This is a genomic window from Bacteroides sp. AN502(2024) (assembly GCF_041227145.1).
Lineage (GTDB): Bacteria > Bacteroidota > Bacteroidia > Bacteroidales > Bacteroidaceae > Bacteroides.
Genome location: NZ_JBGFSP010000003.1, coordinates 3,018,896 through 3,034,958, shown reverse-complemented (window position 1 = coordinate 3,034,958; position 16,063 = coordinate 3,018,896). Strand labels below are relative to the sequence as shown.

Genomic DNA, 16,063 nt, shown 5'->3' with positions numbered 1-16,063 from the left:
AAATTTCAATCGAATACTTTACCATGATTAGCTGCCAGCTGAATCATCCTCTCGTAATCTTCGGCACTCAAATCCATGAAATAATAATTGACCGGATTCACGACCTTCCCCTTTACATGCACCTCATAATGCAAATGCGGACCGGTACTCTTTCCTGTACTGCCTACCTTTCCGATAATCTCACCACGTACCACTTTCTTTCCGACTTTCGTATTAAATCCCTGCAAGTGAGCATACCGGGTGAGATACCCGAAGCCATGATCGATTTCGATGGTATTCCCATATCCGGTTTCCCATCCCACTTTCACCACTGTCCCATTTCCGGTAGCATAGACATCTGTTCCCGGATGAGCGGAGAAGTCCATACCGGCATGAAACTTTGCCGTACCGTAGATTGGATCAATACGTGTGCCATAGCCGGATGCCGTCTGCCGAAGATCTTTATTTGAGATGGGCTGAATGGCCGGAATACATTTCAACATCTCATCATGGTTCTTGCACATATCAATCACATCGTCAAAAGATTTCGACTGAATATATAGCCTCTTGGAGAGTACGTCCAGTTTTTGAGTCGTATTAACTACCAGTTTTGCATTCGCCAAATCCATCAGTTCTTCATAACGGTTCGTTCCTCCGTAACCGGCCTGGCGGATAGCCGGAGAGACAGGATCAGCCTGCAAAATCACCCGGTATAAATTATCGTCACGCTGCTGGATATCCTGAAGTACCCCCATCGCATCGTCCAAACGGCGGGAAAGCACATTATACTGAGCCAAAAGACGACTATTCTCAATCCTTAACTCTTTCTCCGACGGAGAGCCAAAAATCAATAACAACACAATAAAGCACCCTGCTCCCAACCCCATTCCATAGAAAAGCCGGCGCAGAATACTAAGCGCACGCTGCCGTACAGTCGGATAAATTCGGTCATAAGTCTGGGTCTGTGGATTATAGATGTAGTATACTTTGCGCATCTTTTTGGAAATATTTCGCTTGTTAATACGGCAAAAGTAATAAAAACAAGTTATCTTTGCACAGTTTTTACGAATTTATGAGCTGTAATTTATGATTTATTGGAGATTCCTCCTCTCTCATATCCCACAACCCATAATTCATCATTCATAATTCATAATTCTTCATTATATGTTGACTGCAAAAGAAATCAGAGATTCATTCAAGAATTTCTTTGAGTCGAAAGGACACCGCATCGTTCCCTCGGCTCCGATGGTGATAAAAGATGACCCTACCTTGATGTTTACAAATGCGGGGATGAACCAGTTTAAAGATATTATTTTGGGCAACCACCCGGCAAAATACCAAAGAGTCGCGGACTCTCAGAAATGTTTGCGCGTCAGCGGAAAGCACAATGACCTGGAAGAAGTGGGACACGATACGTACCACCACACCATGTTCGAGATGCTCGGCAACTGGTCGTTTGGCGATTACTTCAAGAAAGAAGCGATCAACTGGGCGTGGGAATATCTGGTAGATGTTTTGAAACTGAATCCGGAACATCTTTACGCAACCGTATTTGAAGGAAGCCCTGAAGAAGGATTGAGCCGCGATGACGAAGCCGCTTCCTACTGGGAACAGTTATTGCCGAAAGACCACATCATCAACGGTAACAAACACGATAACTTCTGGGAAATGGGTGATACGGGACCTTGCGGACCTTGTTCCGAAATCCATATCGACCTCCGTCCTGCCGAAGAACGTGCCAAGATCTCCGGTCGCGACCTCGTGAACCACGATCATCCACAGGTGATTGAAATCTGGAATCTCGTGTTCATGCAATACAACCGCAAGGCTGATGGTAGTCTTGAGCCGCTTCCTGCCAAAGTGATTGATACCGGCATGGGATTCGAGCGTCTCTGTATGGCTTTGCAAGGAAAAACATCCAACTATGATACGGACGTATTCCAGCCTATACTGAAAGCTATTGCGGCTATGTCGGGTGCAACATACGGAAAAGACAAGCAGCAGGATATCGCTATGCGTGTAATTGCCGACCACATCCGTACCATTGCGTTCTCTATCACAGACGGCCAGTTGCCTTCCAACGCCAAGGCAGGTTATGTGATCCGCCGTATCCTCCGCCGCGCTGTCCGTTACGGATATACTTTCCTCGGGCAGAAACAGGCATTTATGTACAAGTTGCTTCCGGTATTGATTGATAACATGGGAGAAGCTTATCCCGAACTGGTTGCACAAAAGACACTGATTGAAAAAGTCATCAAGGAGGAAGAAGAATCATTCCTCCGCACACTGGAAACAGGTATCCGCTTACTGGACAAGACCATAGAAGATGCCAAAGCCAGCGGAACAACCGAAATCAGCGGTAAGGACGCCTTTACCTTATATGATACATTCGGTTTCCCACTCGACTTGACAGAACTGATTCTCCGTGAAAACGGAATGACTGTCAACATTGAGGAGTTCAATGAAGAGATGCAACAGCAGAAGCAACGCGCTCGTAACGCTGCCGCCATCGAAACCGGCGACTGGATTGTATTGAAAGAAGGAACGACCGAATTCGTGGGTTACGATTATACGGAATACGAGGCCTCCATCCTCCGCTATCGTCAGATCAAACAAAAGAACCAGACACTGTACCAGATTGTACTCGACTACACTCCGTTCTATGCGGAAAGTGGCGGTCAGATAGGCGATACCGGCGTATTGGTAAGCGAATTCGAAACGATTGAAGTGAGCGATACCAAGAAAGAAAACAACCTACCGATACATATTACCAAGAAGTTGCCCGAACATCCGGAAGCTCCTATGATGGCCTGTGTAGACACCGACAAGCGCGCTGCCTGCGCAGCCAATCACTCGGCAACCCACTTGCTGGATGCTGCCTTGCGCGAAGTTCTGGGTGAACATGTCGAACAAAAAGGTTCACTGGTTACACCGGATTCTTTGCGTTTCGACTTCTCTCACTTCCAGAAAGTGACCGATGAAGAGATTCGGAAAGTAGAGCACATTGTCAATGCCAAGATCCGTGCCAATATTCCTTTGAAAGAATACCGCAATATACCCATCGAAGAAGCAAAAGAGCTGGGAGCCATCGCCCTCTTTGGTGAGAAATATGGCGACAAGGTACGTGTCATCCAGTTCGGTTCTTCCATCGAGTTCTGCGGCGGTACGCACGTAGCCGCAACCGGAAATATCGGTATGGTGAGAATCGCCTCCGAAAGCTCTGTTGCCGCCGGTGTCCGCCGTATCGAGGCTTACACCGGAGCACGAGTAGAAGAAATGCTGGACACTATTCAAGACACGTTCAACGATTTGAAAGCTCTTTTCAACAATGCTCCCGACCTGGGTATCGCCATCCGCAAGTATATCGATGAAAATGCAGGTTTGAAGAAACAGGTGGAAGACTTCATGAAAGAGAAAGAAGCTGTCTTAAAAGAAAAACTGTTGAAGAATATACAGGAAGTAAACGGAGTCAAGGTTATTAAGGTTTGCGCTCCACTGCCTGCAGAAGTGGTGAAGAACATTGCCTTTCAACTTCGTGGTGAAATTACGGAAAACTTGTTCTTCGTAGCCGGAAGCACGGACAACGGTAAACCGATGCTGACAGTCATGTTGAGCGATAACCTCGTAGCAACCGGTCTGAAAGCCGGCAACTTGGTGAAAGAGGCTGCCAAGCTGATTCAAGGTGGTGGCGGTGGCCAGCCGCACTTCGCTACCGCAGGAGGTAGGAATGCCGACGGATTACAGGCAGCCATTGAAAAAGTGATAGAGCTGGCAGGAATCTAACAGCAATCAGATAAAAGGATGAGGCTGTCTGACAGGTCTCAGGAAATAGAAATCGAAGGTGTATCCAAATTCCCTTTTTGAGGAGATTACCCCTGCTATAGTTATCTGTGGCAGGGGTAAATCTTTATATTTAGGCATTATGACACAACCCTCGAAATCGTTAAAATAGGACTTGTTAGACAGCCTCTTTTTGATATATAAATTCAAGCGGCTCGTTCCAAATCCATCCAACGAATTGTCGCCATCGTCACCGTTTCCACTGCCGCCGGTAGAGTCACCATCATTCTCACTATCCGCCGAGGTTGAAGCCGAGACCGAGCCTCCCATCACGCCGCCCAGTTCCTTCAGCACGGCATACGCAGCAGCACGGCATACACATCAGTACGGTTCACGGTGGAGAGTTGAGCCAATCGGTCAGCCACTTCATCCGTTGTCACGGACTTGCCCCCGTTCACAGCTTGCGGATACCACAGCGCGTTCATCCTTTTCTTCGTTTTCTTGTAAAATGCCATAGTTGTAATGGATGTAAAAGGTTTATAATGATGTGCGTTTCCTCATTTTGTCCATTGTTCGAAGGGGATTCTCATGCTTCCTTGGAAGAATCTTTTCTTGCCAGGATGTCGCCCACGTAGAGGAAATGTGCGCCGTTGTTCATGTGCTCCAGACTGACGGTTGAGATTTTTTTCATGTTTCTCCTCGTTTTTAAGGGTTGATACGGGTGGAAACAGGTTTCGAGGCATTGCCCAGCGGGGCGGAGCGACAAGATACAGCGTTTTCACATTGTTTTCTCGGTGAAACAAGTTAGAGACGCTGTTTTTAGCATATTTCCGTTCGGAAAGAAACAGGTAACAAGGTATCCGGCGTATTTCATGGGCGAATGTAACAATCATCGGCTGATTACCGCTTCTTTTGGAACGAATTCGCACAAGATACCGCGTTTTTTCTTTGCCGGAGAAGCGGATGTTGCTGGGAACAGTGTTTCTTGTTTGTGTAAGTGTTGGTTGGGGCTGGGAACCGCGTTTCTTGTTTGCGTGAGTGTTGGGCGGGGCTGGGAACCGCGTTTCTTGTTTGCGTAAGTGTTGGTTAGGGCTGGGAACAGTGCTTCTTGTTTGCGTGAGTATTGGTTGGGGCTGGGAACCGCGTTTCTTGAATGGCTGATTGTCGGTTGGGACTTGTGAAGGGCGATTTCGGTTTGTTTTATGATCGGTTGGTGTCGGGAACGGTGTTTCTCGCATGGTTTGCCTCGGGTTGAAGGGCGCGACGGGCGTTTCTTGCGTCTCGGGCGGTTCATCAGGGAGTGGGGACGATGTTTTCCGGCAACTATTTTTCTGCGGGCATGTTCTGCAACCAATCTTTTCAAATAATCGGTCTTGAAATATATGCCGATTGACTGTTTTTGCTATATTTGCACTTGATTTTCGAGTATTAACCTTTTAAAACGAATGCCTATGAATTAAAAACAGACAGGAAACAGACGCTTTGGGATGCGGGCAGCCTTCGGGCATTGCCGCATTTTAGATTGAATTACATTATTAACCCATACGGAAAGCGTTCCTGTTCGTACTTGAACATATTGAATTGAGCTTTTAGCTATTGTTCTCCTTACTTAGAATACCGCCAATATATTCAACTCGTGAGAACAAGTAGACTGGAGGTTCACGCTCATAAGGCGTGGACCATTCTGCGCTTGTTACGAGTAAGGTCACTTGGCGGTAACCATAAGTAAGGCAAGTTGCGGATGGTTGCACGCCTTTCTTTTATTTAGAAACAAGAAAATGAAAAAAATCATTCTATTATTGACCTTTATGTGTGCGGCTGTTATGCTGCCTGCACAAGAAAACATTGAACACCTCACTTTCAAAGGAATTCCCATTGATGGAACCCTAAAAGAGTTTACAGCCAAACTGAAACAAAAGGGATTTACCTACATCAGCTCCGAAGAGGGGGCCGCCATGTTCAGCGGTGACTTTGCCGGATATAAAAATTGTACGGCAGTAGCTGTCTCCTCGAAAGAAAGAGATTTGGTTTGCAAAGTGGGTGTCGTTTTTCCGTCCTGTGACAAATGGTCGGAGCTTGAATCCAATTACATGTCTTTAAAACAAATGCTAACCAAGAAATACGGAGAGCCATCCGAATGTGTAGAAGAGTTTCAATCCCTCTTTTCCCCTCAAGATGATAACCAAAAGATACATGAATTGAGACTTGACAGGTGCAAATACTATTCAGAGTTTGAGACCGAACGGGGAAGCATCGAATTGCAACTTTCGCATCAAAGCGTCATGGAATGCTTTGTCATCCTCTCGTATTACGATGGCATCAATCAAAAAGCGATATTGTCCGACGCGATGGATGATTTGTAATTATAATCGTATATTGTGAAAACCATGAAAAAGATAGGAATATTCATTGCCGGTGTAATCTGTGGAGTTGCATTGGCCTTTTTAATAGGAATAATCGCATCGGGAATTTCCGATAATCGAGGAATAACATCTTTTGAAGAAGCAGGAGAATACGTCAGTGAAAATTCATTTGAAGTTTTCCAAGTATTAGACTCCGGTGACGCTTTGGCTTATGAGTATGATGGGACATTTGATCTACCGACAGGTATAATTGTCTTGTTCGTAGCGAAAAAAGGAAAATCATATTATGACAATCAAAGAATCGAGATACCATCGGGAAAATGCGCGAAACAGATAGGAATATATAAGTATACTACAAATTCCGGATCTGAAAAGACGGTTCCGGTGGTCGATATATGTAATAAATGACACTCTAAAAAGCCATGCTCCCCGTTTCGTTTCTCATCTTGGCAATCTGCATTTTAGTACTGACAGTCGGTTTGCATTATCGGACGGTACGCAAAAGCCGTGCGTTAGTGCAAACCGTAACGGATTTGCATCGTGGCACCCGAGGGGGAAAGGCATTGGTATGACTGCTTCTAAAGCATGGGATATCACCGCAAATCATATTTCACGATTTGTATGTGAGCCAAGTAACACAACAAGAAAAAGAAATAAGATATGGAAAAGATGAAACTATATACGCACGAAGAAATGCTCGACCGTGTGGTCGGCGAGAAAGGCACACCACGCCGTGACGTCATGGAAGCAGAATTGCAGTCTTATCTTATTGGCGAGGCAATCAAACAAGCGAGAAAGGAAAAGAATCTGACGCAGGAGCAACTTGGCAAACTGATGGGTGTCCGGAGAGCGCAGGTCTCGAGGATGGAGAAATTTTCATAGAAACATAACCGACTGATATACTAAAATAAAGAACGTGAGGCTGTCTAACAAGTCCTATTTTAACGATTTCACCCCTGCCAGAATATGCTTTGGCAGGGGTGACTTGTAATTACTGATACCTGTTAGACAGTTTCAAGGGTATGATGACCCTATTTTTAAGTGAAATGAAAGTGAAATGAAAGTGAAACGGAAAGAGCCGTGTGTTCTTTCACCGTTTTTCTCCTATTCCCGATTTTTTTTTTTGTCGTATCTTTCCTCTAAAGAAAAAACAGATTCTTTATCTTGCCGGTGTAAAGTCTCGCGGTTTTTATCTACATTTGCATGAGATTAGTTCTTTCTCTTATCCTTCAAAGAAATAAAATAAATAATCATTAATACCTAAAGAGCAATGAAAGCACCTATTTATCTATGCTTGCTGTTAACCTGCATACTCATTTCTTGTAACCCTGCACAAGAGAAGCACGAAACAGATTACACATTGTACGTAAATCCATTTATCGGAACCGACTTCACCGGAAACACATACCCCGGTGCACAAGCTCCTTTCGGAATGGTGCAACTTAGCCCGGACAACGGACTACCGGGATGGGACCGTATCTCCGGCTATTTCTATCCGGACAGCACGATTGCCGGATTCAGCCATACCCACCTCTCCGGCACCGGAGCAGGAGATTTGTACGACATTTCTTTTATGCCTGTCACCCTCCCTTACAAGGAAGCGGAAGCTCCGCTTGGCATCCACTCCAGGTTCTCCCATAAAGACGAAAGTGCCCGTGCCGGTTATTATCAGGTACGCCTGACGGATTATAACATCAACGTCGAACTGACTGCCACCGAACGTTGCGGCATTCAGCGTTACACATTCCCCCAAGCACAATCGGCCATCTTCCTAAACCTGAAGAAGGCTATGAACTGGGATTTCACCGTCGATTCCCATATCGAAGTCGTAGACTCCGTCACGATTCAAGGCTATCGTTTCTCCGACGGTTGGGCACGCGACCAACAGGTCTATTTCCGTACCCGCTTCTCCAAACCTTTTGAGAAAATAGAGCTGGACACTACCGCTATCATCAAAGACAACAAACGCATCGGTACAGCCGTCATCGCCCGCTTCGACTTCAACACTCAAAAGGATGAACAGATATTGGTAAGTACCGCTATTTCCGGTGTCAGCATGGAAGGTGCAGCCAAAAACCTGCAAACGGAAGTCCCCGAAAACGACTTCGATAAATACCTGGCTGAAACAAAGGCAAACTGGAACCGCCAGCTCGGAAAGATTGAAATAAAAGGGGATAACGAAAATGATAAGGTGAATTTCTACACAGCTCTCTACCATTCGATGATGGCTCCCACGATTTACTGTGATGTAGACGGAGCTTACTACGGTCCCGATAAGAAAGTGCACCGGACCGACGGTTGGCTAAATTACAGTACTTTCTCCCTTTGGGACACCTATCGTGCCGCCCATCCCCTCTTTACCTACACCGATCCGGAACGTGTGAACGACATGGTGAAATCTCTCATCGCTTTTTACGAACAGAACGGACGTCTGCCGGTATGGAACTTCTATGGAAGTGAAACAGACATGATGATCGGCTATCACGCTGTCCCTGTCATTGTAGATGCTTATCTGAAAGGAATGGGTGACTTTGATGCCGAGAAAGCCCTCGATGCCTGTGTAGCAACAGCCAATCTGGAGCATTACCGTGGAATCGGGCTCTACAAGCAATTAGGATATATCCCTTACAATGTAACAGATCGCTACAATGCTGAAAACTGGTCATTATCCAAAACATTGGAATATGCTTTCGATGATTACTGCATTGCCGAAATGGCTAAAAAGATGGGCAAACAAGATATTGCGGACGTATTCTACAAACGTTCTCAAAACTATAAGAATCTTTATAACCCGGAAACCTCTTTCATGCAGCCACGTGACGACAAAGGTGGCTTTATCAACGATTTCAAAGCCGATGACTATACCCCGCACATCTGCGAAAGCAACGGATGGCAATATTTCTGGTCTGTACAGCATGATATTGACGGACTGATCGACCTTGTAGGAGGTGAAAACCGTTTTGCCGAGAAACTGGACAGTATGTTTACCTATCATCCGGCAGCAGATGATGAACTGCCGATCTTCAGCACAGGCATGATAGGACAATATGCGCATGGCAATGAACCGAGCCATCACGTTATTTACCTGTTCAATGCCATAGGACAGGAAAACCGCACGCAAGAATATGTGGCCAAAGTGATGAACGAACTTTATAAGAACGAACCGGCCGGTCTTTGTGGCAACGAAGATTGCGGACAGATGTCGGCATGGTATGTATTCAGCGCTATGGGATTCTATCCGGTGAATCCGGTCAGCGGCAAGTACGAAATAGGTACTCCCCTCTTCCCCCAAATGCAGCTACACCTTGCCAATGGGAAAACCTTTACCGTACTCGCTCCCGAAGTCAATAAAGAAAATATCTATATCCAATCTATCAAGGTTAACGGACAGCCGTATGAGAAAACGTATATCACCCATGAGCAAATAATGAGTGGAGCGACTGTAGAATTCGAGATGGGCAGCACTCCCCCAGCAAACAGAGTCACATTTGAGGAAGAACGACCTTAAGTATATCCGAACTAATATCGATTGAGAGAATGAATGAGAACTTCGATGTAACTTACAAAGCATTATTCCACAAGTACTACCCCAGCCTCATCTTCTATGCTACCCGACTGATAGGCGAAGAAGAGGCGGAAGACGTGGTACAGGATGTCTTTGTGGAACTATGGAGACGGAAAAACTACATTGAGATAGGCGACCAGATACACGCCTATCTCTATCGAGCTATCTACACCCGTGCCCTCAACGTTTTGAAACATCGTAATGTAGAAGACGGCTACTGTGCCGCTATGGAAGAAATCAACCAAAGACGTGCAGAGTTTTATCAGCCGGACCACAATGAAGTAATCCGGAGGATTGAAGACAAGGAACTCCGCAAAGAAATCCACGATGCGATTAATGAACTTCCGGACAAATGCAAAGAAGTTTTCAAGCTAAGCTACCTGCACGATATGAAAAACAAAGAGATAGCCGATGCTCTCGGTATTTCCCTCCGCACCGTGGAGGCCCATATCTATAAGGCTTTGAAATACTTACGAAACCGTCTCAATCCTTTTTGGACGATTCTTTTCTTATTTTTATGGAGATAATGATAAGTGTTTTTGTATTCTGAATTGTATTATTAATATGAAGGAAAAGAAAAAGAATAATCTGAGTGAAGAAATAATAAACAGATATCTGGCAGATCAATGTTCTGAAGAAGAGCTCATCGAGGTGAATGCCTGGATGAAGGAATCGGAAGAAAATGCCCGCCAGCTCTTTCGCATGGAAGAAATTTATCATCTCGGTAAATTCGACCAGTATGCTAACGAGCAGCGAATACTTCGTGCGGAAAGAAGGCTTTATAAAAAGTTGGACGAGGAAAAAAGAAAACGGAGAAAAACAGTACTAAATATACAGCGTTGGATGAAATACGCTGCAATGATTGGTATTATATGTGTAATTGGAGGCAGGATCGGATATTGGCTTTATCAAAATGGAAACGACCCACAAATGCTAGTATCAGTTGCCAATGAAGGCATCGTGAAAGAGATCATCTTACCGGATAGCACCAAAGTCTGGCTGAATCATTCGGCAACTTTAAAGTATCCCCGCGAATTTTCCGAGAAAGAGCGTAACGTTTATTTGGACGGAGAGGCTTACTTCGAGGTGACCCCCAACCTACATAGGCCATTCATCGTACAAAGTGATGCGATGCGGGTACGTGTACTGGGAACGACATTCAACTTCAAATGTGATAGGAATTGCCGAATAGCAGAAGCAACATTGATTGAAGGTGAAATTGAAGTAAAAGGCAACAGAGAAGAAGGACAAATTATTCTCTCGCCCGGTCAACGCGCCGAATTAAACAAGAACAACGGCCGACTGACAGTCAAGCAAGTAGACGCCAAGTTGGATGCAGTATGGCACAACAACCTGATTCCATTCCAAAAAGCGAATATATTCACAATAACCAAAACATTGGAACGTTTCTATGACGTCAAGATTATCTTGTCCCCGGACATGAAAGCAGACAAAACCTATTCCGGTGTAGTGAAAAGGAAATCAACCATCGAATCGGTGTTGAAATCATTGCAAAACTCCATACCTATCGATTATAAAATCGTAGGAAACAACATCTTTATCTCTCCTAAATAGAGAGATAAAGAACAAAGATGATAAAATTAAAAACGATTAATACCATGAAATTAAAAACATTCCTACTAATAGGATGTTTAGGAGGTTTATTCACACATAGCTCCTGCACAGCCCCCACGAATGTAAAAGACTATAGTGTTTATGTCAACCCTTTTATCGGTACCGGTGGACACGGTCATACGTTCCCCGGAGCGGTAGTTCCCCACGGCATGATTCAGCCCAGCCCGGACACTCGGATGGACGGTTGGGATGCCTGCTCCGGTTATTATTACGCAGACTCCACCATCAATGGTTTCTCACATACACACGTCAGCGGCACAGGTTGCTGCGACTACGGGGATGTGTTGTTGATGCCTACCGTTGGAAAGCAGCGATATCTAACTACCGATCCCCAAAGCCAGACACTGGTCTATGCTTCTTCTTTCTCTCACGAGAATGAGGTGGAAGAGCCCGGATATTATTCCGTCTTTCTGGATACTTATCAGGTAAAAGCTGAAATATCGGCAACTGAACGTGGTGCCATTCACCGTTATACTTTCCCCGAAAATATGGAATCCGGTTTTATCATCGATTTGGATTATAGCCTGCAACGACAGACTAACTCGGAAATGGAAATCGAGGTAATCAATGACACAGAAATCTGCGGACATAAGAAAACGACTTATTGGGCTTTCGACCAATATATTAATTTCTATGCCAAATTCTCTAAACCGTTCTCTTATACATTGATTACGGATTCTATTACCATGGACAACGGCAAACGACTTCCCGTCTGCAAAGCTCTGTTACATTTCAATACGAAGAAGAACGAACAAGTGCTTGTGAAAGTAGGCGTCTCCGCTGTCGATATAGCAGGTGCACGCAAGAATGTCGAATCAGAAATTCCCGGATGGGATTTCGATAAAGTACGCAAGGATGCACGCCAGGCATGGAATCAATACCTGTCGAAAATTGATATTACCACTTCCGACAAGGAAGATAAGACCATCTTCTACTCCGCTCTTTATCATACGGGAATCAGTCCGAATCTATTTAGTGATGCCGACGGACGTTATTTGGGAATGGATCTTAAAGTGCGTCAGGGAGATACGGCTCATCCGGTGTATACCGTATTCTCACTGTGGGACACTTTCCGTGCACTGCACCCGTTAATGACAATTATCGACCCCGATTTGAATAATCAATTCATCCATTCACTGATAAAGAAGCAACAGGAAGGCGGAATATACCCGATGTGGGATTTGGCCTCCAACTATACCGGTACCATGATCGGCTATCATGCGGTCCCCGTTATAGTGGATGCTTACATGAAAGGATACCGTGACTTCGATGCCAAAGAAGCCTATAAAGCCTGTCTGCGTGCAGCCGAATATGATACCACCGGCATCAAATGCCCGTATTTGGTACTGTCTCATCTGATGCCGAAAGCGAAATATTATAAGAATGCCATTGGTTATATTCCTTGCGACCGTGAAAATGAATCCGTAGCAAAAGCTTTGGAGTATGCGTATGACGACTGGTGTATTTCTATTTTCGCAGAGGCAATGAACGATTTTGACTCCAAAGCCAAGTACGAGCGTTTTGCCAAAGCATACGAATTCTATTTCGACAAATCAACTCGCTTCATGCGCGGACTCGACTCTCAAGGCGAATGGCGCACACCGTTCAATCCACGTGCATCCGTTCATCGCAATGATGATTATTGTGAAGGAACGGCATGGCAATGGACCTGGTTTGTGCCTCACGATGTAGAAGGATTGGTCAATCTGATGGGAGGCGAAGATGCATTTGCTCAAAAACTGGATTCGCTGTTTACAGCTGATTCATCACTCGAAGGTGAAACGACATCATCAGATATCAGTGGACTTATCGGCCAATACGCACACGGCAACGAGCCCAGTCACCATGTGACCCATCTGTACAATTACGTAAATCGTCCGTGGAGAACCCAAGAATTGGTAGACAGCGTTTACCGAAGCCAATATGCCAACAGCGTAGATGGTCTGTCGGGCAACGAAGACTGCGGTCAGATGTCTGCATGGTATGTCCTCAACTCGATGGGATTCTATCAGGTATGTCCGGGAAAACCGGTGTATTCCATCGGTCGCCCCGCTTTCGATAAAGCAGTAATCAACCTGCCTGATGGAAAGAAGTTTAGTATTGTAGTAAAAAACAACACGAAAAAGAATAAATACATTGACAAGGTAATGCTGAATAACAAACCGCTGGATACTCCGTTCTTCAATCATCAGGATATCGTGAACGGTGGAACGATCGAAATCCAGATGAGTGATCAACCTACCCGATGGGGAGTCAAATAAGACCTATTTATGCTGATAAAACAGCCTGAAAAACAAGAAGATATTTTTCAGACTGTTTTTATCTCCTATTGATTACTTTTTCACTATCTTTACTCCCAAACAATAACTCATGAGCATGAAAGAAAAATTTGACTTCTCAGAAGTCCCCTATCAGTACTCGATGTGCCTTAACCGACAATGTCCGAAAAGCCGACACATGCCTTAGACAACTCGCCGAACAACATGTGCCGGAAGAAGTCGAACACTGGACCATTATTAGTCCCAAGTGTTTAGCTACCGTAAAAGGTGACTACCCTTATTATCGTTCCAATATCAAAGCCTACTATGCAAAAGGATTCATTGGCATCTTAGAGAACCTGCCCCATAAACAAATGGAGAATGTAGTCGCACACCTCATGAGCCTTTTCAACCGCAGAACCTATTACCGTGCCCGTAAAGGTGAACGTTTACTCTCTCCTGCCGAACAACAACAAGTCCTGAATATCCTGAAGCATTGCGGTGTTGTACAATTCCCTAAGTTCGATGAGTATATCGAAACTTATGATTGGTAATAAGCTTTAAATGCCATGATGGCGACATAGTATTGTCACAACTGTGCCATTGCGATGGCACGACTGTGACAATACTATGGCACAACTGTGCCACCGCAGTGGCACAAATTATTAGGAATATTCAGTAAATGTTCCCCCCAAATACCATGGCATATGAAGATGATAGAGTATAATCACTTCATATGCCATTATTATTGTCATTTTTCTGTATATTCTCATATACTCTTATCTGACAAGACATGAAGTTCCGGAAGAAGTCTTCTGACCTCTTCTGATTCTTTCAGTAAACTCATATCATGCAGCTTTCCCCGTTCTGTTCCTGATCTTGTCAATCATCAGTATGGCATTTGCTGTATGTATTCCGAAGAAAATCCACAGGATTTCCGTCTTCTTGTTCCTTGCCTTTATCCTTGCGAGCGAGTAATGTTGCTTTTGAGTGCCGAAGCTTCCTTCAAGCCGTGTGGCCCTTTCTTTTGAGAGTTCGCTTCTAAGCACCTTCCTCAAAGGCTCATCTTTGCCCGCCCTTCCCTTGCGCACAAAGGATGTGGATATCCCATATTTAGTACAGAACTTTCTGTTGGCATTATTGGCATATATGGAATCGGCAGCCACACATCTTACCCTTACATTCATCAGCTTCTGCTGCATACGGATACAGTCCTTCAAGCGTATCCCCTCATTGAAAGCCTTGAACGAGAGGTGTTCGATGAACGATATGCCGTCTATCTGTATATTATTGACCTTTGCACCGAACTCGACGGACTTGGTTTCCTTGCCTCTGACGATGGGACGTACATAATGACGGTCGATGCTGATGATGCGGTCACTGACTTTTCGCCCTTCAAACATTTCCTTTTCCTGTACAAGCACCTTTCTGATGATGGAAAGACGCTTATGGTAATCCTGCGTATATCGGAGTAAAGCACCGTACTCGCTATGGAGCCCATCCCTTTGACTGAGGAGCTTTTCAAGAAGCTTGATCATACGGCGCTTAAGCATTCTTGTCCTTGAAGCTCTCCTCTTTCTTTTCTTGCAGTAGGACAGATAGGATTCCGCCACATTCCTGTATTTGTTGCGCGGACGCCTTATGCCCAGATCCCTGCAATGCCGGCATATATGACTGTAGAGCCATTCGATGCTTTCCCAAAGGAGTTTCATGTCCGTAGGAAAACGCATGTGGCTCTCATAGCATGTGGCATCGGTCATGCAGACGTGAAGGTTATCAAGATAAGGTTTCCAGTGTGAAGCCAGGATCTCCTGGAAGGAATCAATGTCAAGGCGGGATGCTATCTCATTACGGATGGCACTGACTATCTTGAAGTTGGTTATGGGAAGGGACGGGGGGATCATGATGCCACAGAACATCTGGTAGTGTATGTTCCCGTTCAGATGTTCCACCAGTTTCCTGTCGGAGAATCCGGTGTATGCCTTCAGGACCATAAGGGCGATCTTTGCGGAAGGACTGAATATGTTCCTGCGGCCCAAACGTTGTTCAGACAGGCCTGCGGCTTTTGCCATACGATCAAATGGAAAGACCGAATGAAGCCTGCCAAGCTCACTCTCATGAAAACTCTTGCGGCATTTTTCCAGAATATCAAATTCTGTAAAGCCCAAAGTTGGGTGGATTTCTGAAATTTTTTGTATCTTAGCCATATCTTAGTTGGGGAATTTCCCCCGTTTGGGCCGTCAAACCTTGTTTTCGGGGGAATACCTAAAGATACTAAAAAGCCAACTAATTCGCAATAATTTGTGTATGAATTAGTTGGCTCATTTTATAATATTTAATGAATGTCCCGATTCAAAAAAATAAAAAGCCTCTTCTCACGAAGAAGGCTTTTTAGGTTTACTTATCCTACATCATCCTCCTGCAAAATAATCCATCGTAACACTAAAAACTGTGTTTTTGCATTCCTATAATGAAGTATAGTA

General features: G+C 44.8%; 10 protein-coding genes and 3 pseudogenes. 9 read left to right on the top strand and 4 right to left on the bottom strand.

From position 1 onward, the window contains the following. Window positions 1-5: 5 nt before the first annotated feature. Window positions 6-974 (bottom strand): M23 family metallopeptidase, encoded by a 969-nt coding sequence (locus AB9N12_RS11745; protein WP_369892239.1) that lies wholly within the window; start codon window positions 972-974, stop codon window positions 6-8. Window positions 975-1,143: 169 nt separating this feature from the next. Between AB9N12_RS11745 and alaS the strand changes: the two genes are divergently transcribed. Next, entirely contained in the window at window positions 1,144-3,762 is a 2,619-nt protein-coding gene (gene alaS / locus AB9N12_RS11740; protein WP_369892238.1) for an alanine--tRNA ligase, read from the top strand. A 6-nt stretch (window positions 3,763-3,768) separates the two neighbouring features. Here the strand turns inward: alaS and AB9N12_RS11735 are convergent, their stop codons facing one another. Together AB9N12_RS11735 and AB9N12_RS11730 are read right to left on the bottom strand one after the other, a co-directional pair. Beyond that, window positions 3,769-4,113 (bottom strand): hypothetical protein, encoded by a 345-nt coding sequence (locus tag AB9N12_RS11735; protein ID WP_369892236.1) that lies wholly within the window; start codon window positions 4,111-4,113, stop codon window positions 3,769-3,771. Window positions 4,114-4,124: 11 nt separating this feature from the next. Then, window positions 4,125-4,274, bottom strand: a pseudogene (locus AB9N12_RS11730) (DNA-binding protein); the annotation flags it as partial. Between the two features lie 1,263 nt (window positions 4,275-5,537). On the opposite strand from AB9N12_RS11730, the gene AB9N12_RS11725 reads away from it, so the two are divergent. The 8 genes and pseudogenes from AB9N12_RS11725 to AB9N12_RS11690 all read left to right on the top strand — a co-directional run bounded on the left by AB9N12_RS11725 (window position 5,538) and on the right by AB9N12_RS11690 (window position 14,134). Then, window positions 5,538-6,122 carry a hypothetical protein gene (locus AB9N12_RS11725; RefSeq protein WP_369892235.1) on the top strand — a complete coding sequence of 195 codons (585 nt, stop codon included), beginning with the start codon at window positions 5,538-5,540 and terminating at the stop codon, window positions 6,120-6,122. Window positions 6,123-6,146: 24 nt separating this feature from the next. Continuing rightward, a complete protein-coding gene (locus AB9N12_RS11720) occupies window positions 6,147-6,530 on the top strand; it encodes a hypothetical protein (protein ID WP_369892234.1) in 384 nt (127 codons plus the stop codon). 252 nt (window positions 6,531-6,782) lie between these two features. Further along, a pseudogene (locus tag AB9N12_RS11715) lies at window positions 6,783-6,992 on the top strand (helix-turn-helix domain-containing protein); the annotation flags it as partial. Between the two features lie 400 nt (window positions 6,993-7,392). After that, window positions 7,393-9,630 carry a GH92 family glycosyl hydrolase gene (locus AB9N12_RS11710; RefSeq protein WP_369892233.1) on the top strand — a complete coding sequence of 746 codons (2,238 nt, stop codon included), beginning with the start codon at window positions 7,393-7,395 and terminating at the stop codon, window positions 9,628-9,630. A 29-nt stretch (window positions 9,631-9,659) separates the two neighbouring features. Next, window positions 9,660-10,214 carry an RNA polymerase sigma-70 factor gene (locus AB9N12_RS11705; protein ID WP_369892232.1) on the top strand — a complete coding sequence of 185 codons (555 nt, stop codon included), beginning with the start codon at window positions 9,660-9,662 and terminating at the stop codon, window positions 10,212-10,214. Window positions 10,215-10,251: 37 nt separating this feature from the next. Next, the gene (locus AB9N12_RS11700) at window positions 10,252-11,262 is read left to right on the top strand and encodes a FecR family protein (RefSeq protein ID WP_369892231.1); all 1,011 of its coding nucleotides are present in this window, start codon (window positions 10,252-10,254) and stop codon (window positions 11,260-11,262) included. A 44-nt stretch (window positions 11,263-11,306) separates the two neighbouring features. Further along, the gene (locus tag AB9N12_RS11695) at window positions 11,307-13,583 is read left to right on the top strand and encodes a GH92 family glycosyl hydrolase (protein ID WP_369892873.1); all 2,277 of its coding nucleotides are present in this window, start codon (window positions 11,307-11,309) and stop codon (window positions 13,581-13,583) included. 115 nt (window positions 13,584-13,698) lie between these two features. Then, window positions 13,699-14,134 (top strand): annotated as a pseudogene (locus AB9N12_RS11690) (DUF6078 family protein). Window positions 14,135-14,428: 294 nt separating this feature from the next. Here AB9N12_RS11690 and AB9N12_RS11685 read toward each other — a convergent pair. After that, on the bottom strand, window positions 14,429-15,787 hold the full coding sequence (locus tag AB9N12_RS11685) for a transposase (protein ID WP_369889589.1): 1,359 nt from the start codon (window positions 15,785-15,787) through the stop codon (window positions 14,429-14,431). Window positions 15,788-16,063: the final 276 nt, after the last annotated feature.